At 69.3% G+C, this 18,317-nt stretch carries 19 protein-coding genes; 6 read left to right on the top strand and 13 right to left on the bottom strand.

The window, feature by feature from the left end:
* Positions 1-31 precede the first annotated feature (31 nt).
* The 4 genes from AB0I12_RS11745 to AB0I12_RS11730 all read right to left on the bottom strand — a co-directional run bounded on the left by AB0I12_RS11745 (position 32) and on the right by AB0I12_RS11730 (position 4,323).
* Entirely contained in the window at positions 32-967 is a 936-nt protein-coding gene (locus AB0I12_RS11745) for a sugar ABC transporter permease (RefSeq protein ID WP_359928065.1), read from the bottom strand.
* A gap of 14 nt (positions 968-981) precedes the next feature.
* Positions 982-2,274, bottom strand: a complete 1,293-nt coding sequence (locus AB0I12_RS11740) for an extracellular solute-binding protein (RefSeq protein WP_359928062.1) — start codon at positions 2,272-2,274, stop codon at positions 982-984.
* A gap of 89 nt (positions 2,275-2,363) precedes the next feature.
* Positions 2,364-3,413: a LacI family DNA-binding transcriptional regulator gene (locus AB0I12_RS11735; protein WP_359928059.1), complete on the bottom strand. Its 1,050-nt coding sequence runs from the start codon at positions 3,411-3,413 to the stop codon at positions 2,364-2,366.
* A 202-nt stretch (positions 3,414-3,615) separates the two neighbouring features.
* Positions 3,616-4,323, bottom strand: a complete 708-nt coding sequence (locus AB0I12_RS11730; RefSeq protein ID WP_359928056.1) for an SDR family oxidoreductase — start codon at positions 4,321-4,323, stop codon at positions 3,616-3,618.
* A 47-nt stretch (positions 4,324-4,370) separates the two neighbouring features.
* On the opposite strand from AB0I12_RS11730, the gene AB0I12_RS11725 reads away from it, so the two are divergent.
* Both AB0I12_RS11725 and AB0I12_RS11720 read left to right on the top strand, forming a co-directional pair.
* Positions 4,371-4,925 carry a MarR family transcriptional regulator gene (locus AB0I12_RS11725; protein ID WP_359928054.1) on the top strand — a complete coding sequence of 185 codons (555 nt, stop codon included), beginning with the start codon at positions 4,371-4,373 and terminating at the stop codon, positions 4,923-4,925.
* A 72-nt stretch (positions 4,926-4,997) separates the two neighbouring features.
* Positions 4,998-7,292, top strand: a complete 2,295-nt coding sequence (locus AB0I12_RS11720; RefSeq protein ID WP_359928051.1) for an excinuclease ABC subunit UvrA — start codon at positions 4,998-5,000, stop codon at positions 7,290-7,292.
* Here AB0I12_RS11720 and AB0I12_RS11715 read toward each other — a convergent pair.
* From AB0I12_RS11715 to AB0I12_RS11680, 8 genes are all read right to left on the bottom strand, one after another.
* Positions 7,281-8,282: a winged helix DNA-binding domain-containing protein gene (locus AB0I12_RS11715; RefSeq protein WP_359928049.1), complete on the bottom strand. Its 1,002-nt coding sequence runs from the start codon at positions 8,280-8,282 to the stop codon at positions 7,281-7,283. The genes AB0I12_RS11720 and AB0I12_RS11715 overlap by 12 nt on opposite strands.
* Before the next feature lie 147 nt (positions 8,283-8,429).
* Positions 8,430-9,215: an SGNH/GDSL hydrolase family protein gene (locus tag AB0I12_RS11710; RefSeq protein ID WP_359928047.1), complete on the bottom strand. Its 786-nt coding sequence runs from the start codon at positions 9,213-9,215 to the stop codon at positions 8,430-8,432.
* Between the two features lie 122 nt (positions 9,216-9,337).
* On the bottom strand, positions 9,338-9,901 hold the full coding sequence (locus AB0I12_RS11705) for a mandelate racemase/muconate lactonizing enzyme family protein (RefSeq protein ID WP_359928044.1): 564 nt from the start codon (positions 9,899-9,901) through the stop codon (positions 9,338-9,340).
* A gap of 45 nt (positions 9,902-9,946) precedes the next feature.
* Positions 9,947-10,372, bottom strand: coding sequence for a hypothetical protein (locus AB0I12_RS11700; RefSeq protein WP_359928043.1), 426 nt, complete (start codon positions 10,370-10,372; stop codon positions 9,947-9,949).
* Positions 10,369-11,142, bottom strand: a complete 774-nt coding sequence (locus AB0I12_RS11695; RefSeq protein ID WP_359928041.1) for an ABC transporter ATP-binding protein — start codon at positions 11,140-11,142, stop codon at positions 10,369-10,371. The genes AB0I12_RS11700 and AB0I12_RS11695 overlap by 4 nt, the downstream gene beginning before the upstream one ends.
* Positions 11,139-11,897, bottom strand: coding sequence for a cobalt ECF transporter T component CbiQ (cbiQ, locus tag AB0I12_RS11690; protein ID WP_359928038.1), 759 nt, complete (start codon positions 11,895-11,897; stop codon positions 11,139-11,141). The genes AB0I12_RS11695 and cbiQ overlap by 4 nt, the downstream gene beginning before the upstream one ends.
* Positions 11,894-12,913, bottom strand: coding sequence for an energy-coupling factor ABC transporter permease (locus AB0I12_RS11685; RefSeq protein WP_359928036.1), 1,020 nt, complete (start codon positions 12,911-12,913; stop codon positions 11,894-11,896). Before AB0I12_RS11685 ends, cbiQ begins: the two co-directional genes overlap by 4 nt.
* A 36-nt stretch (positions 12,914-12,949) precedes the next feature.
* Complete coding sequence (locus tag AB0I12_RS11680) at positions 12,950-14,305, bottom strand: NAD(P)/FAD-dependent oxidoreductase (protein ID WP_359928033.1); 1,356 nt, start codon at positions 14,303-14,305, stop codon at positions 12,950-12,952.
* A 144-nt stretch (positions 14,306-14,449) separates the two neighbouring features.
* Between AB0I12_RS11680 and AB0I12_RS11675 the strand changes: the two genes are divergently transcribed.
* The 3 genes from AB0I12_RS11675 to AB0I12_RS11665 all read left to right on the top strand — a co-directional run bounded on the left by AB0I12_RS11675 (position 14,450) and on the right by AB0I12_RS11665 (position 16,890).
* The gene (locus tag AB0I12_RS11675) at positions 14,450-15,193 is read left to right on the top strand and encodes a metallophosphoesterase (protein ID WP_359928030.1); all 744 of its coding nucleotides are present in this window, start codon (positions 14,450-14,452) and stop codon (positions 15,191-15,193) included.
* Complete coding sequence (tsaA, locus tag AB0I12_RS11670) at positions 15,190-15,603, top strand: tRNA (N6-threonylcarbamoyladenosine(37)-N6)-methyltransferase TrmO (RefSeq protein WP_359928028.1); 414 nt, start codon at positions 15,190-15,192, stop codon at positions 15,601-15,603. Before AB0I12_RS11675 ends, tsaA begins: the two co-directional genes overlap by 4 nt.
* Before the next feature lie 81 nt (positions 15,604-15,684).
* Entirely contained in the window at positions 15,685-16,890 is a 1,206-nt protein-coding gene (locus AB0I12_RS11665) for an acyltransferase (RefSeq protein WP_359928025.1), read from the top strand.
* Here the strand turns inward: AB0I12_RS11665 and AB0I12_RS11660 are convergent.
* On the bottom strand, positions 16,849-17,853 hold the full coding sequence (locus AB0I12_RS11660; protein WP_359928022.1) for a WYL domain-containing protein: 1,005 nt from the start codon (positions 17,851-17,853) through the stop codon (positions 16,849-16,851). The genes AB0I12_RS11665 and AB0I12_RS11660 overlap by 42 nt on opposite strands.
* A gap of 59 nt (positions 17,854-17,912) precedes the next feature.
* On the opposite strand from AB0I12_RS11660, the gene AB0I12_RS11655 reads away from it, so the two are divergent.
* On the top strand, positions 17,913-18,308 hold the full coding sequence (locus AB0I12_RS11655; protein ID WP_359929749.1) for a RidA family protein: 396 nt from the start codon (positions 17,913-17,915) through the stop codon (positions 18,306-18,308).
* Positions 18,309-18,317 lie beyond the last annotated feature (9 nt).

The raw sequence follows: 18,317 nt of genomic DNA, 5'->3' as shown, positions 1-18,317 counted from the left end.
TGTTTGATCCCACGACTCAAGGTGTAGGTGCTCACGACGCGCTCCTGCGGTTGATCAGCTTGTACTGCGCCAGCGACACCAGGACGATGAGCGCGAAGAACAGGTACGAGATGGCCGACGAGTAACCGAACCGGTAGCCGGTGAAGCCGGACTCGTAGATGTACTGCACGATCGACCGCGTCGTCCCGGCCGGACCGCCGTTGGTCAGCATGTAGATCTGGTCGAACACCTTCAGCGACGCGAGGATCTGCAACGTCACCAGCAGTGCCGTGGTCGGCGCAAGTTGCGGGATCACGATCGAGAAGAGCTGCCGCCACTTGCCCGCGCCGTCGAGCGCCGCGGCCTCGAACTGCTGCTCCGGGATGTTCTGCAGCGCCGCCAGGTAGAGCAGGAAGTTGAACCCGATCGTCCACCACAGCGTGGTGATCACGACCGAGATCATCGCCACCTTCGGATCCTGCAGCCACGCCACGGGTCCGGCGCCGAACTTGTCCAGCACGGCGTTGATCAGCCCGAGCTTCGGGTTGTACATCCAGCTCCAGAACATCACCACGACGGTCGATGCCAGCAGGTACGGCAGGAAGAACGACAGCCGCCACAACCAACGCCCCGGCAGACCGAGGTTCACGAGCAGTGCGAGCGCGAGTGACAAGACGATGAGCGGGGCCGTGCTCAGCACCGTGAACCACAGCGTGTTCCCGAGCGACTTCCACAGGTCCGGGTCGCGCAACGCGTCGGCGTAGTTCGAGAAGCCGACCAGTCCGCTGCCCGCACCGGTCAGCGTCTCGCCGGTGAAGCTCAGGTACAGGCCGTACAGCGCCGGTACGACGAGAAAGAGCCCGAACAGTACGGCGAACGGCGCCGCGAAGGCCCAGCCGGCGAAGGTCTCGCCCCGCTTCGCCCGCGCCCTGCCCTGCGCTGTGACCTCTTCCGCCGCAGCAGTCGGAGTGTCGATGACAGTAGACATCTGTGCCTCTCCTCTCACACCGGCTGCGGACGGTCGAGCAGCTTGTTCAGCCGGGCGACGAAACCGTCGAACCCGGCCGCCGGGTCACCACTGCCGAGGAACACGTTCTGCACGTTCTCGGCGAAGTAGTTCTGGAAGTCGCTGCCCGCACCGCTGAACCACACGTCCGGGTCGTAGTTCACGTAGCCCGGGATCCCCGCGTAGTTCGACTGCGGCTTCAGCGCCTGGTACTCCGCGCTCGTCGCGACCGGCTGGTACGCCGGGATGTGGCCGCCGCCGGCCCACTTCACCGACCGCTTCAGCAGTTCGGCCACCATCGTGTACACGTGCTTGCGGCGTTCCGGCGACACCTTCGACTGCCGCGGCAGCACGAACGTGTGCGAGTCGGCGTACGCGGCCTGGGTCCCGAACATCGTCGGGATCGGCACCGCGTCGACGGGCAGCTTGGCCTCCTTCAGCACCGGGAGCTCCCAGACGCCGCCGAAGAACATGCCGCTCTCGCCGTGCAGGAACTCGCTGGTCGCCGTGCCGCCGTCGCCGCTGCGCGAGGCGATCGTGTCGTTGAGCAACGACTGCACGAAGCTGAGCGTCTTGACCGCGGCGTCCTTGTCCACCTTGGCCGGCTGACCGGGCACCAGCGTCATGTCGGCGCCGGTCTGCTTGTAGAGCGTGTACCAGAGCCGCCACATCTGGGCGCCGTCACCGAGGTAGCCGTACGACAGGCCGTGCTTGCCGGTGACCTGCTGCAGCTTGGTCGCGACCTCGGTGAACTCCTCCGGGCTCTTCAGCGTGTGCAGAGCCTCGGTGACACCGGCCTTCTCGGCGTGCTCGGTGTTGTAGTAGAGCACGAACGGGTGGGTGTCGAGCGCGATCGCGTACAGCTTCCCGTCGTACTGGCACTTCTCCCAGACGCGGGCCGGGAAGTCGCTCTCGCGCAGGCCGGCCTCGGCGAGCAGGTCCAGGTCCCACGGCTCGAGCAGGCCGCCCGGCGCGTAACCCGCGATCCGGGACGCGTGCATGATCGCTACGTCCGGAGCGCGGCCGCCGGCGGAGGCCATCGCGAGTTTCGTGTAGTACGGCGGTCCCCAGGCCAGCACGGTCTGGGTGGTGTGAAAGCCGAGGTTCGCGGCGTTGACGGCAGCCACCAGACCTGCCATCACCGTGCCGTCACCACCGGTCAAGAGGTGCCAGTAGTTCAGGTTGGCCGTCGAGCGGGACGCGCCGGGCGCGCAGCCGACGAGCAACCCGCCACCGGCCAGCGCGGCCGCTGTCTTCAGCAGGCTGCGCCGGGAGAAATCTGCAGTCATTCGGTCTCCTTCGGGGGCGGGACCGATGATTACATCGTTAGAATGGCCGGCACAAGACTCCGATGTGCGATTTTGTGGAAATGTATCCGTTATCGTGCGGTACTGGCGCGCTCGACAATGCGGTGCGGGATCATCACCCTGCGTGGCGGTGCGGTCTTGTCCGCCATCCGTTCGGCGAGCAGGTCGAGGGCCGCGGCGACGAACGCCCGCCGGTCGAAGTCGATCGTGGTCAGCGGCGGGATCATGAACTGGCTGTCGAGGATGTTGTCGAACCCGGCGACGAGCGTCTGCCTCGGTACGTCGATGCCCGCGCTCCACAGCGCCGCCAGGGTCCCCGACGCCAAAGTGTCGGTGAAGCAGAAGAACGCGTCGGGCAACTCGTGCTCGGTCAGGTACTTCCCCACCACGGTCGCGGCGCCCTCGGGCCGCCAGCGGTCGAGGCTGATCTCGAGCCCCGGATCGAGCGGTACGCCGGCCTGCTCGAGCGCCTCGCGATAACCCGTGGTCCGCAGCCGCGAAGCCGCCGTCCCCGGCGACTGGGCCGATCCGCCCAGCATGCCGGCGCCGCTCGAGCCGCGCGGGATCTCCGGCGTACCGACGGCGACGATCCGCCGGCATCCCTGCGCCAGCAGGTGGTTCGTCATGTCCCGCGCGGCCGCGATGTTGTCGATCGCGACCTGGCTGACGACGTCCTGGTCGACGTCGCCGATCAGGACCAGCGGCGGCAGCGGACCGGCGGACGTCACCGCGCTGTCGTCGAGGTTCACCGGGTTCAGGATCAGGCCGTCCACGAGGTACGCGCGGGCCTTCGACAGCAGCTCGAACTCACGGTTCGGCTCGGCCGCGGTCTGCTCGATCTGCACGCCCCAGCCGCGCTCGTGGGCGAGCTCGACGACCAGGTGGACGATCTCCGCCGAGTACGGCCGGAGCAGGTCGGGCAGTGCCAGCGCGATCATGCCGGAGCGGCCGTTGCGCAGGCCGCGGGCGCTCATGTTCGGCACGTAGTCGAGCTCGGCCAGCGCACTCTCCACCCGCGCCCGGGTCTCGGGGCGCACGAAGACGACGCCGTTGATCACGTTCGACACCGTCTTCGGCGACACCCCGGCGAGCTTGGCGACATCTTTGACGGTGGGACGCATGTCGCCCATTGTCACATCTGGCGCACGTTGTCACTCCGCACCGCTCTGCACCCCTCGTCCATCCCTCCCGACACAAGAGCGGATATCCACTGCTCTTGGGGGTTCTCCGCTGGTACGACAGCGGAGAACCCGCAACAAGACCGGATATCCGCTCTTGTTGCGGTCGGCGCTGTCTGTGCTGGTGAGACACGCAGGGAGCGGGTTAGCGGGTGATGTACGCGCCGCCGTTGACGTGCAACACCTGGGCGGTGATGTGGCGGGCGGCGGGTGAGGCGAGGAAGTGGATGGTGCCGGCGATGTCGGCGACCTCGCCCTCGCGCTTGGTCAACGTTGCCTGCAGCAACGTCTCGCGACGCTCGCCGGTCAGCCGGCCCTTGAAGAACTCGGTCCCGGCGGTGAAACCCGGCGCGACGACGTTCGAGGTGACCCCCCGCGGCCCGAGCTCGGCCGCGACGTCGGCGTTCCAGATCGCCAGTGCCGCCTTCGAGGCGCCGTACGAACCCGCGCCGCGCGCACCCGCGATCGAGCCCAGGTGGACGGCAGCGGTGGTCAGTCGCGGCCCGAGCGCGGCCGTCGTGAGCACTGCGCTGATCAGGTTCGCCTCCAGGTTGCCGAGCCAGTCGGCCTTCAGCCGGGCGAGATCGCCGTCGGCGCCGCCGAAGACGGTGTTGCCGCCGGCGTTGTTGACCAGGACGTCGACCCGCTCGGGCAGTTCGTCCAGCAGCCGCTGCACCTGGGCCGGATCGGTCGCGTCGCACACCACGGCCCGCGCGCCGAGATCCGTGGCGGTCTTCTCGAGTACGTCGGCCCGCCGGCCGGTGATCACCACGTCGTCGCCGTCGGCCCGGAACCGCTCCGCGGTCGCCCGCCCGATCCCGGTCGCTCCCCCGGTCACCACGATCGTCCTCATCACACAATCCTCACGTTTAGCTCTAAATGTTTAGACCTAAACGTAGCATGGGTCTCGTGGCCGACAACTACCCTCTCGACGCGCCCAGCGCGTATCCCGCCGCCGAGATCGCACGTGCCTGGCAGCGCGAGCGTCCCGGTACGCCGACCGACTCGATCGAGATCGTCACCCCGCTGTGGCGGCTGGCCAAGCTGTTCGCCGACGACCGCCGCCGCGTGCTGGCGGACGCCGGTGTGGACCCGGCGACGCTCGATCTGCTCAGCGTGCTGCGGCGCGCCGGCACGCCGTACGAGCTGAGCACGCGTGAGCTGGCCCGCCGGACGCTCGTCACCGCCGGGGCGATCTCACAGCGGGTCGCGCGCGCCGAGGACGCCGGCCTGGTCACCCGGCGGACCGCGGACGACGGGAGTCGTGCCGTCGTCGTCACCCTCACCGCAGCCGGCCACGACCTGATCGAGCGGACCGTCGACCAGGTCCTCACGCGGGAGTCCGAACTGGTCGCGTCCCTGTCCCCCACCGCCCGCGCCCGGCTCGCGGCCCAGCTCCAGGAACTCCTCGACGAGGTCGCCCGGGTGGCCCGCCAACCTTCGCTGCGACGTTGAGACTTTCTCCAAGGCTCCCGCGGAGGGATCGGCTCCAAGTTCGTACAGGCGGTTCAATGAGACCATTGAAGGATGCTTCCTGCTGACAGTCATGACGTCATCCAGGTGCGCGGCGCCCGCGAGAACAACCTCAGCGGCGTCTCGCTCGACATCCCCAAACGCCGGCTCACCGTCTTCACCGGGGTCTCCGGTTCCGGCAAGTCCTCACTCGTCTTCGACACCATCGCCGCCGAGTCCCAGCGGCTGATCAACGAGACCTACACCGCGTTCGTGCAGAACTTCATGCCGAGCCTCGGCCGGCCGGACGTGGACGCGCTGCGGAACCTGTCCGCGGCGATCATCGTCGACCAGGAACGGATCGGCGCCAACGCCCGCTCCACCGTCGGTACAGCGACCGACGCCCACACGATGCTGCGCGTGCTCTTCAGCCGCGCCGTGACGCCGTACGCCGGTCCCCCGTCGGTGTTCAGCTTCAACCGGGCCGAAGGCATGTGCCCGGTCTGTGAAGGGCTCGGCCGGACCACCGAGTTCACCCTCGACGAACTGGTCGACCGCGAGAAGAGCCTCAACCAGGGCCCGATCAGGGCGCCCGGCTTCTCGGTCGACAGTTGGCACTGGCAACTGATGGCGCAGTCGGGTCTGTTCGACCCGGACCTGCCGCTCAAGGACTACCCGCCCGAGGCGTGGCACCAGTTCCTCTACCAGGAGCCGATGAAGATCCGCGTCGGGAAGAGCAATCTGACCTTCGAGGGGCTCGTCACCAAGCTGAAACGGCAGTATCTCAGCAAGGACCCGCAGTCGATGCAGAGCCACGCGCGGGCGTTCGCCGAACGCGCGATCCGGCAGGAGACGTGCGGCGAGTGCGGCGGCGTCCGGCTGAACGCGGCGGCCCGGAGCGTGACCGTCGACGGGCGGACGATCGGCGAGTGCTCGGCGATGCAGATCAGCGATCTCGCCGATTTCGTTGCCGGCATCAAGCATTCCGGAGTCGGCCCGATGCTGGAGGGGCTGCGGGAGTTGCTCGAGTCCTTCGTGACGATCGGCCTGGGGTACCTGAGCCTGAACCGCGAGTCGTCCACGCTGTCGGGCGGCGAGGCGCAGCGGGTGAAGCTGGTGCGGCATCTCGGGTCGAGCCTGAGCGACGTCACGTACGTCTTCGACGAGCCGACGGTCGGCCTGCATCCGCACGACATCCAGCAGATGAACGACCTGCTGCTGCAGTTGCGGGACAAGGGCAACACGGTGCTGGTCGTCGAGCACAAACCGGAGACGATCCGGATCGCCGACCACGTCGTCGACCTCGGCCCGGGCGCGGGCCTGGCCGGCGGGCGGCTCTGCTACGCCGGTGACGTGACCGGCCTGACCGCGTCCGGCACGCTGACCGGACAGTATCTCGACCATCGGGTGAACGTGCGCGACGACGTACGACAGCCGACCGGAAAGCTCTCGATCGCGCACGCGACACTGCACAATCTCCGCGATGTGAGTGTGGATATCCCGCTCGGCGTCCTCACCGTGGTGACCGGTGTCGCGGGATCCGGGAAGAGCTCGCTCGTCCACGGCTCGCTGGCCGGGCGGGACGGTGTGATCATCGCCGGGCAGGAACCGATCCGCGGGTCGAAGCGGAGCAATCCGGCGACGTACACGGGGCTGCTGGATCCCATCCGCTCGGCCTTCGCCAAGGCGAACAAGGTGAAGCCCGGGCTGTTCAGCGCGAACTCCGTCGGCGCCTGCCCGACCTGCAAAGGCATCGGGCTGGTGTACACCGATCTCGCGATGATGGCCGAGGTCGCGTCGGTGTGCGAGGACTGCAACGGCGCCCGGTTCACCGCCGAGGTGCTCGAGTACCGCTTGCGCGGGAAGAACATCAGCGAAGTCCTGCGGATGACGGTCGCCGAGGCGCGGGAGTTCTTCACGAGCGGTACGGCGCGGACGATCCTGGACCGGCTCGCCACGGTCGGGCTCGGGTACATCGGGCTCGGGCAGCCGCTGACGACACTGTCCGGCGGCGAACGTCAGCGGCTGAAGCTGGCGATCAACGACTGGGGCGGTGGGGTGGGAAACGTCTCCAATACAGCCAAGACGGGGTCGATCTACATCCTCGACGAGCCGACGACCGGGCTGCATCTCGCGGACGTGGACAAGCTGCTGGGGATGCTCGACACCCTGGTGGACCAGGGCAACACGGTCATCGTCATCGAGCACCACCAGGCGGTGATGGCGCACGCCGACTGGCTGATCGACATCGGCCCCGGCGCCGGACACGACGGCGGCCGGGTGGTCTTCACCGGCACGCCCGCGGACCTGGTCGAGAGCAGCCCGACGACGACCGCCGAACACCTGCGCAGGTACGTGTCAGGTGCCTGAGAACCGGGCGACGTCCGCGAGTTCGTGCGTCAGGTCGGCCGGTTCGAAGAGGTCTGTCCGGAGCGTGGCGTGCTCCCAGGTGCCGATCGGCCGGCCGGCCTTCAGCACGGCCGGGCGGAGCATGCCGCCGCCCGGGAAGATGGACTTCGGCAGGTCGACATGGCGGTCCTGGTAGCCGAGAAGATACGCGTCGAACTCTCCCAGCAGCCGCACGTCCTGACAGCCGGGCAGGTCGTCGAGGCCTTTGAGCTGGGTGGTCCCGACCTCGAAAGAGGTCGTGGCTACCGCCTCGACGGCTCGACGGGCGAGCGGCACCGACAGACCCGACCAGGTCGCGAAGTCGCGTGCCGTGGCTGGGCCGTACGCGGTCAGGTACCGGCGGGCGAGGTCCTCGGGATCACCTTCGAGGACCAGCGGTTTGCCGAGCCAGTCACGGACCGCGACCCAGGTCTCGCCAGGTCCGTAGCAGAGCCGCCCGAGCAGGCCGGTGTAGCGGATCAGGGCATACACCGCCTGCCCTTTCGGCTCCGCGATCAGCCCGGCCCGCAGCAGTACGTCGGCCAGTTCGGCGCGGTTGCTCGGTCCGTGGGCGAGCAGCCACTCCTCCAGTACGTCGGCCGCCTCCGCGCGGACGCGCTCCGGCAGCCCGAGCTCGCCGAACCGGCGTTCGGTGTCCTTGATCAGTTTCGGGCCGAGCAGACCGAGCAACGGGCCGGCGTCCTCGGTCGCCACGAGCTGGATGGTGCCGCGCATGAACCAGCTGCGCAGCACGGAGCGCTCGGTCTCCTGAGCGTGGACCACATCGGCGAGCGTGGTGGCCGTCGAACGGGCGCGGACGGCGTACGTCGCTCCCCGCCAGGTCTGGGCCTGGAGTCCCCCCGTCCGGCGCACGACGTCGGCCACCCCTCCGGGGCCGGCCTCGTTCACCGGACGCGCAAGGCAGTTGGCCTGCATCCTGGCCGCCAGTAGCCAGTCCACAGACCTCCGCACCACCCCAGCATGACACCACGAACCGGCCGTGTCCGCATCTCGAAGGGCAATTTGCCTGGCTCACCCGCGAAATGCGGGGTTCTTCACCCTGGATCAGGGTGAAGAACCCCGCATTTGCCTGGTCAGCCAGGGAAACGTCGGAGCTGGTCAGAGGGCGGGCTGGACGAGGTCGGCGTAGGCCGCCTGGCCGGTGACGTTCGGGTGGTAGGACTCGCTGACCGGGTTCGACAGGCCGTTGATCCACTCCGGACTGCCGCACACCGAGTGGCCGATGAACTTCGAGGTCGGGTTCACGAACGTGAAACCGGCCGCGCCGGCCGCCGACGAGATCCGCGAGTTCAGCAGGTCGGCGGTCGCGTTCAGCTTGGTCATCTCGTCGGGGCTGAACCAGGTTCCGGCGTTGCAGTCGGTGCCGTTGAACAGCCGCGGATACCCGACCACGACGACCTTGGCCGCCGACGCCCGGCTCCGGATCGACGAGTACAGCGTGTTCAGCCGGCCGGGCAGGGTGTTGTTGATGATCGACTGCGCGTTCGCCACGGCGCTGTTGCAGTCACCGAGCCAGGAGGGTTTCGCGCATTCGGTGATCACCGACGAGAACCCGGCATCGTTGCCGCCGACCTGGACTGAGACGATGTCGGTCGAGCTGGTGACCGACGGCAATTGGCTCGAGGTGACGTTGGCGACCTTGGCGCCGGAGCAGGCGACGAATGTCAGGTTCGCGCCGAGCCGGCCGGCGTCGATGTAGGCGTACGCCTTCGTCGAGCGCTGACAGGAGCCGCTGCTCTCGATGTAGGTGCGGGTCCCGACACCGGAGGCGTACGAGTCGCCGAGCGCGACGTAGTTCGGCGCCGCGGCGTGCGCGACACCCGGGCTGAGGAGCATCGCCGCGCCGAGGGCCGCGGCGGACAGCAGACTGACGACTGACTTCATGGGGGCGGACCGCCTTTGCATGAGCGGGAAGTGGCGACAGTAGTACTCAACGTCACTGTTACTGACCCGCGAGTAACACACAAGGGCTTGGTAACAAATTCACCGTGGATTCCCGGTGACCGTCACCAGCTCGACAGGCCCGCTCCGGCCGGCAGCGGGTAGCACCCGTCGACCAGCTGCACCTCTGGAGGCAGCAGCCCGCTCTCCATATAGATCGTGTTCGGCAGCGCCGCCAGAACATGGATGTGCGCCCCGCCGCCGTGCGACGCGTACGGCACTCCGAAGCCGGCCGCCAGCAACCCGATCTCGAGACAGTCCGTCAGCCCGCCGGCCCGCCGCAGATCGGGCTGTACGACGCCGACGCCGCCGCGCGCGATCAGGTCCCTGAACGCGGCTTGCCCGTAGCGGTTCTCACCCGTCGCGATCGGGATGTCGAGCTTCTCGGCCAGCCGGACATGACCGTCGGTGTCCCCGGCCGGCAGCGGCTCCTCGAACCACCGGCAGTCCAGCTCCTCGTACACCCGGCCGCGCCGCAGCGCCTCGGCGTACCCGAAGGCCTGGTTCGCGTCGACCATCAGCGGCGCGTCCGGGCCGATCACGTTCCGGACCGCGGTGATCCGCTGCACGTCCTCGGTCAGCGGGCCGCCGCCCACCTTCATCTTCACGCCCTGGAACCCCTGCTCCATCGCCTGTGCGGATACCCGCTCCAGACCGGCTTCGTCGAGCTCGAGCTAGCCGACCATCGCGTACGCCGGGATCGCGGTCCGCTGCGCGCCGAGCAACTTCCACACCGGGACGTCGAGCGACTTGCCGAGCAGGTCCCACAACGCCTGGTCGATCGCCGAGATCCCGTACGACGAGAGGCCCGCTGTGCCCTGGTAGTCGGTCAGGGTCTGCAGCGTCTGCCGGATGCCCCGGATCACGGTCGGGTCCGCTCCGATGATCGCCGGCGCCAGCTGGTCGGTGACGATCTTGGCGAGCACGGCCGGTGAGCTCTCGACGCGACCGAAGTACGTCGTACTCACGCCGCTGACGCCCTCGTCGGTGTCGATCCGGACCCGGGTGAGACCGTCGCGGTCGAGCAGCTGGATCGCGTCGCGGACCGGATGCGCCTTCGGCTCGGACGTGACCTCGACGGTGACCGCGGTGATCTTCATGAACGCTCCGGACCGGGGACGGAGAGGGGGTTGAAACCGTACGGCAGCTCGAGGCGGTGCGCGGCCAGCAGGCCGGCGTCGCCGAGCAGGTCGCGGGTCTTGCCGTCCGCGACGATCCGGCCGCCGTCCATCAGCAGGCTTCGCTCGCACAGCTGGAGCGCGTACGGGAGGTCGTGGGTGATCATCAGCAAGGTGACGTCGAGCCCGGCGAGGATGTCGGCGAGCTCGCGCCGGGCCGCCGGATCGAGGTTGCTCGACGGCTCGTCCAGCACCAGTACTTCGGGACGCATCGCGAGCACCGTCGCAACCGCGACCCGCCGACGCTGACCGAACGACAGGTGGTGCGGAGCAAGGTCGGCGTGGTCTTGCATGCCGACCTGGACCAGGGCTTCCTGGACGCGATCGTCGAGCTCGGAACCGCGCAGACCCAGATTCGCCGGGCCGAAGGCGACGTCGTCGCGGACCGTCGGCATGAACAACTGGTCGTCCGGGTCCTGGAAGACCAGACCGACCTTGCGCCGGATCGCAGTCAGGTGCTCGCGATGGACGCCGGTGCCGCCGATCCGGATGCGGCCGCTGCCGGTGCCGCCGGCGACCGACCCGAGGATGCCGTTGAGATGCAGCACGAGCGTGGTCTTGCCGGCGCCGTTCGGGCCGAGCAGCGCGACCCGCTCGCCAGGCTCCACGGTGAAGTCGACGCCGAACAGCGCCTGCCGCCCGTCGGGATAGGCGAAGACCAGCTGCTCGACCTGGATCGCTGGACCGCTCACAAGGCCACCACCCTAGCCGCGACCGCGATCGCCACTGCTGCCAGGGAGATCGTCAGCCCCTCGAGCCACTGGCTCCTGGTCGCGCCTTCGACGCTCAGCAGCGGCATCCGTCCGGTGTAGCCGCGCGACCGCATCGCCAGATGGACGCGCTCGCCGCGCTCGAAGCTCCGGACGAACAGGGCGCCCACTCCCCCGGCGACCGCCTTCAGGTGCCCGGCGCGGCCGCCCGTGTAACCGCGGGATTCCCGGGCGACCCGCATCCGGTGCAGATCGTCGGACACGACGCTCAGGTAGCGGACCATGAACGACAGGATCGCCACCAGCGTCGCCGGCAGTCGCAGGCGCTCGAGCCCGGCGAGCAGGTCGCGCGGCGCTGTCGTCGCCGACAGCAGGATCGCCGCGATCACCCCGAGCGTGCCCTTCGCGAGCACGTTCCAGGCGCCGAGCACACCCGACTGCGACAGGTGCAGCCCGAGGACGTCGATCCGCGGGCCGGTGGCGACGAACGGCAGCAGCAACGCGAACACGATGAACGGTGTCTCCACCGCGAGCCGCCGAGACACGACCGGGACCGGCAGCTTCGCCACCACCACGGCCGCCACGAGCATCGCGGCGTACAGGCCGAAAGCCCAGAAGATCGCCGCCGGCGTGGAGACGACCGCGAGCACGAAGACGAACAGCGCGACCAGCTTCACCTGCGCGGGGATACGGTGGACCGGGCTGTCCACCGCGACGAGCAGGCCGTCTCCGCTCATGAGGCCTTGTTCGCTCGCAGCGACGCCAGTTTCGCGATCGCCAGGCCGACGACGATCGTCACCAGCACGCCGATGATGCCGGCCAGCGCCCCGGAGACCTGGGCGTTGCCGATCCCGTGCACGCCGTAATCGGCCAGCGGGCTGCTCGCGGCTGCCGAGTTCTTGGCCGCGTTGTCGAACCCGAGCTTCGCCCCGACGAACTCCAGGCCGTCCGGGTGCGCGCTCGCGAACAGACTCAGACCGCCGGCGACCACCAGCGTCACCGCGATGCCGACGCCGAGCGACCGGCCCGCGGGCCTCGCCGCGATCGGGCGGTCCGGGGAGACGGTCGACGTGTTGCCGTCGGCATCGACCAGGACCAGGTCCTGCCGCAGGTGCCGGGCGGCGTACACCAGGTCCGGCCGGGTCGCGACGACGGCGCTCAGCACGGCGGCGGTGATCACCGCCTCGCCGATCCCGACCAGGATGTGCCACCCGACCATCGCGGTCGCGAGTTTGCCGAGCGGGATGTCGACCGCACCGCCGATCGCGTACAGCCCGGTGAACGCCAGCGCCGCGACGGGCACCGACACCAATGCGCCGACGGTCGCCGCGGGTACGACGCTGCCGGCCCGGCGCGGCATCACCTTCAGCAGCGCCTTCGTCAGGAAGTACCCGATCAGGACCGTGATCAGCCCCATCAACGTGATGTTCGTACCCAACGCGGTCAGCCCGCCGTCCGCGAACAACAGCCCCTGGACGAGCAGGACCGTGGACATCACCAGTACGGCGGTCCACGGCCCGACCAGCGCGGCGGCCAGCGCTCCCCCGAGCAAGTGACCGCTGGTGCCGGCGCCGACCGGAAAGTTCACCATCTGCACCGCGAACACGAACGCAGCGGTCAGCCCGGCCAGCGCCGGACCGGTCTCCCGGAGCTCGCGGTTCGCGCGCTGCAGGCTGAAACCGACCGCCCCGGCAGCGATCAGGCCGGTGGCGACGGACGTTGGCGCGTCGAAGAACCCGTCAGGTACATGCACTCCGACATTCTTGATCCAGTTGCGACCGATTCGCAACTAGAACTTGAGAGCTTCCCCGATCGCACGGTGGAACGTCGGGTACGCAAGGATCATCTGACGCAGCGTGCTCACCGGTACGGCGGCGTGCACCGCGACCGCGAGCGCGCTCAGCACCTCGCCGCCCGTCGGGCCCGCGCTCGTCGCGCCGACCAGCACGCCCCGGTCCGCGTCCATGACGACCTTGATGAAGCCCTCGTTGCCGGCCTTGTGGATCCAGCCGCGGGTCGAGGCCGGGATCGGCGTCGACCCGGTGCGCACGTTCAGCCCTGCGTCGCGGGCCTGCTTCTCGGTCATCCCGACCGCGCCGATCTCCGGGTCGGTGAAGGTCACCCGCGGCATCGCGTGGTAGCTCGCGGTCGGCGCGTTCTCCTCCCGCAGGATGTCGCGGACCGCGATGTCGGCCTGGTACATCGCGTTGTGGGTGAAGACGCCGACACCGGTGACGTCGCCGATCGCCCAGACCTTGTCGCCCGCGCGGACGTGCTCGTCGACCTCGATCCGGCGGGCCGTCGGGTCCAGGCCGAGCTTGTCCAGCCCGAGCCCCGCGGTCGCCACCCGCCGGCCGGTTGCCACCAGCAACTTCTCGCCCGACGCCGTCCTGCCGTCCGCTAGCGTCACGGTGAACGTGCCGTCGGCGTACGCGACCTGTTGGGCCTGCGCGCCGAGCAGGAACGTCACGCCGTCGCGCTCCAGCGCCTCGCGGGCCAGCACACCCGACTCCGGCTCCTCCATCGACAGCACCTCGGGCGCGCCCTCGACGACCGTCATCCGGACGCCGAACCGGGCGAACACCTGGGTGAGCTCCATGCCGATCGCGCCGCCGCCCAGGACGACCATCGACTCCGGCAGCGTCTCGACCTCGATCGCCTCGCGGTTCGTCCAGTACGGCGTGCCGGCGAGGCCCTCGATCGGCGGGACGGACGGCACCGTTCCGGTCGCGATCACGATGCCGCGGGACGCCTCGTACTCCGTGCCGCCGGCGCCGACCGTGGTCGGGCCGGTGATCGTGGCGACGTCCTTGATCACGGTCGCGCCCTTGTTCACCAGGCGGTCGACGGCGACCTGGTCGTTCCAGGTGTCGGTCGCCTCCTCACGGATCCGCTTCGCCACCGGCGTCCAGTCCGGCGTCACGCTCGACGTACCGGCCATGCCGTCGACGCGCCGGGTCTCGGCGATCAGGTTCGCGGCCCGGATCATCATCTTGCTCGGGATGCAGCCGTAGTACGGGCACTCACCGCCGACGAGCCGGGACTCGATGCCCACCACCCGCAGCCCCGCCTGCGCCAGCCGCCCGGCCGTCTCCTCGCCGCCGACCCCGAGCCCCACCACCACGACATCAACCTGTTCAGCCATGCGCCCCAATCTCCCAGACCGGCCTTGACCGGCCAAGTCGCCACCCGGCACGTCATCGCAGCGTAAGGACCCGTTCACCACCGGCCACCGGCGTCCCGACCGCGGCAGAACCGCGCGCCGGGGTTCTGCCGCTAATGTGCTGCCATGTTTGTGATCGCGCACCTCAGTGACCCGCATCTCGACGGCTCCGAGGAGCCTCGGTCGCGACTGCGCCGGGTGACGTCGTACATCCGGTCCTCGTCGGTGGACGTCGTGCTGGTGACCGGAGACCTGGCCGATCACGGGCTGGAGGCCGAGTACGCCGAACTCGCCGGTGAGCTGGACTTCGAAGTGCCGGTGCTGGTGCTGCCCGGCAACCACGACGTCAGCGCGCCGCTGCGGGCCGGACTCGGCGCATTCGTGTCGTCGGCCGGCGGAGGGCATCCGGTTCATCAGGTGCGCGACATCGGTGGCGCCCGTTTCGTCCTCGTCGACAGCAGCGTCCCGGGCGCGGACCACGGTCTGCTTTCCGCGGACTCACTCGCGTGGCTGGACGGCGTACTGCGGGAATCGTTCGACGGGCCGCTCTTCGTCGCGATGCATCACCCGCCGCTCGAGCTGCACCATGCGGTCATGGACCAGTGGAAGCTCATGGAGTCCGGCGCCCTCGCCGAGGTTCTCACCGGCAAGCCCGTCACCGCGATCCTCACGGGCCACGTCCACAACGCCATCGTCACTACCTTCGCCGGCCACCCCGTCCTCGGCGCTCCTGGCATCCGCTCCAGCGTTCCCCTGCCGTTCGAACCCCACACCGACTCGGTCGTGGACCCCACCGCCCACCCCGGCCTCGCCTTCCACATCCACACCCCCGGCGAACCTCTTCAGACCGTCTACAGGTACCCGAGGTGACCGGCGAGATGCTGCTCCGTCCGATCGCACAGGTGGAGTCGAGCTTGCGGGCTCGGGAGGATGCGCCGCGGCAGGGTGACGAGGGGGCGCCTGATGCGTGGGTGGTGTTCGACGCGTCGGTTCGAGATGCGCTGGCAGATGTGGGGGTCGGCGACGAGCTCATCCTGATCACCTGGTTCGACCGCGCCGACCGCGACGTACAGAAGGTGCACCCGCGCGGCGACACCTCCCGTCCGTCGACCGGCGTCTTCAGCACGCGCTCGCCCGACCGGCCCAACCCGCTCGGCCTGCACCGCGTCACTGTGCTGGTCCGCGAGGAGCTCCGCCTGCAGGTGCGCAACCTCGAAGCCCTCGACGGCACCCCGATCGTCGACGTCAAACCCGTCCTCGGCGACATCACCGAACGGTAGCCGCGATCAGAGCAGGTCGACCGGCTGTACGGCGGACGTTCGGCACTGGTGGCCGGGCAGGTCTCGCCAGACGCTCAGGGTGTGAGGAAGGTGCGCGGCACGGCGAGCAGCCGCGTGACCGGCAGCCACGACGCGGAGGTCACGCGCTGGGCGGGCGCGCGCCTGCGGTACGTCGACAACCTCAAGGTGATCCTGATCGCCGCGATCATCATCGGCCACGCCGTCAGCGGATACGGCGAGCTGGACTGGTGGGCGTACGCGGACCAGCGCGAGACGACGCTGTCCCCCATCACCCAGGCGATCGTCCTCGCGGTCGGCGGGCCGTTCGCGATGCTGCTGATCCCGGTGCTGTTCCTCGTCGCCGGGCTGATGACACCCCCATCGCTGGCCCGCAAGCACCCCGGCCCGTACGTCCGCGACCGCCTGCTCCGCCTCGGCGTCGTCTTCGCCGCCTACGTGCTGGTGCTGCTGCCGCTGACGATGTACGTGCTCGAGTACTGGATCGGCACCGACACCGGCTCGTACTGGTCGTCGTACTTCGGCGCCGAGCAGACCCTCGACACCGGCACGCTCTGGTTCGTCGGCGACCTGCTCCTCTTCACGCTCGCCTACACCGCCTGGACCGTCGTACGGCGTCACGTCGCCACCCGCTCCACCGTCCACGAGATCACCGCGCGGCAGCTCGCCCTGGTGTCCGTGATCGTTGCCGTGACCACCTTCCTGGTCCGCCTGGTGTTCCCGTTCAACAGCGAGAACAGGTATCTCGACCTGAACTTCTACCAGTGGCCGGCGTGCATAGCGATCTTCGCCGTCGGCATCGTGGCGTCGCGCGCCGACTGGCTCACCGCGGTCCCCGACCGGCTGCGGCGGATCAGCGGCGTCGTGACGCTTGTCGCCCTGGCGGCTTTCGGCGGCTTCGTGCTCGTCGGGGTCAGCGAGAGCGGGATCGGCGAGGAGGCGTGGGCCGGCGGCTGGGACTGGTCGGCAGTGATGTTCCCCGTGATCGAGAGTCCACTGGTGGTCTTCGGCCCGATCTGGATGCTCGGCCTGGCGCAGCGACGCCTCGCGCGACCGGTCCCGTGGATCCGGCCGGCGGTCATCCGGGCCTGCTTCGGAGCGTTCGTCCTGCAGCAGTTCGTGCTGGTCATGCTTGCCATCGCTCTGCGCCCCGTACCGCTGCCGGCTGAACTCAAGGCCCTGGCTGTCGCGACGGGAGGCGTCATTCTGTGCTTCGGGCTGGCCTGGCTACTCATCACCCGGATCCCCGGCCTGTCCCGGGTTCTCTGACGACTGTCCGCTGTAGAGGTCGGCCATGGTGGTCGCCCGGCGGTGCAGGGCGGTGCGCACGGACTGTGGGGCCAGGGCTTCGGCGGCGGCGCCGAGCTGCCAGAAAGCCCATTCGGCGTGCCAGGAGTCCTGAAAGGTGACCTCGAGGCGCAGCCAGCCGTCTGGGTCGGCCTCCTCGGCTCGGACCGCAACCGCGGCGTTCAGCAGGTCCTCACGACGCGACGGGTGGACTCTGGCGCCAACAGTGATGTGTCCGTCGACCAGGAACTGCGCGCGGCGGTCGCGCCAGACGCGGTCCAGATCGACCTTGCTCGGGCGCTCTGCCGGTTCGGGGAGTTCCTCGGCGGCGAGCAGCCGGGACAGGCGGTACGTGCGGTCCTCCCCGGACCGCCGAGCCAGAAGGTAGCCCTTGTCCCGCACAGTGACCAGGCCGATCGGGTCGACCGTCCGCCACTGCGGGTCCTGACCGGTCGCCGCGTAGTGGATCCGGAGCCGGTGGCCGGCCAGGACCGCGCGCCGCACCGCGAGCATCGTCGCGTCCGGCACCTCCTTGATGACCAGCGGGCGCGACAGCAGGTCGGTCTCCGGGTCGACGAGGATCCGCTGGGCCGCCTCGCTCGCGGTGGTGCGATGGCTTTCGGGCAGCGCGTCGACGACCTTGCGGGTGGCCGAGGCGAGCGCCTGGCTCAGACCGAAAACCTGCCCGGAACCAGCAGCCGTCAGCAGGGCGAGCGCCTCGTCGTGATTCAGCCCCGTGAGCTCGGTGCGGAACCCGGGCAGCAACGCGAATCCGCCGTGACGGCCGCGTTCGGCGTACACCGGGACACCCGCCGCGGACAGCGCCTCGATGTCGCGCAGCACAGTCCGCGTCGACACCTCCAGCTCGCGGGCGAGCACGTCCGCCGTCAGCCGGCCCCGCTGACGCAACAGCAGGACCAGCGAGACCAACCGGTCCGCACGCACCCCGGAAGATTACCTGACGGAGGATGTCGTGATTTGCCGGAAAGCTCGCCTGCATGACGATCGAACGAACCGCCATCAACCCGGTCCCGTGGTCCCTGGAGCTGGGCTTCAACCAGGGCGAACTGGTGTCCGGCCAGACCCGAACCCTGTACTGCTCCGGCCAGACCGCGACGAACGCCGACGGCAAACCCGAGCACGACGGCGACCTGCCCGCGCAACTCGCGCTCAGCCTCGACAACCTGGAGGCCGTGCTCACCGAAGCCGGCATGACGCTCGCGAACCTCGTCCGCCTGAACGTCTACACGACAGACGTCGACCAGCTGTTCCCGCACTACGGCGTTCTGGCGTCCCGCCTGGCTGCCGCCGGCGTCGCGCCCGTCACCACCATGCTCGGCGTCACCCGCCTCGCGATCCCCGGCCAACTGATCGAACTCGAGGCAACCGCCGTCGCCTGACACAAGAAA

The sequence above is a fragment of the Kribbella sp. NPDC050459 genome (assembly GCF_040655315.1).
Classification (GTDB): Bacteria; Actinomycetota; Actinomycetes; order Propionibacteriales; family Kribbellaceae; genus Kribbella.
The sequence above is the reverse complement of the archived record's forward strand: the minus strand, read 5'-3'. Positions and strand labels throughout refer to the sequence as shown.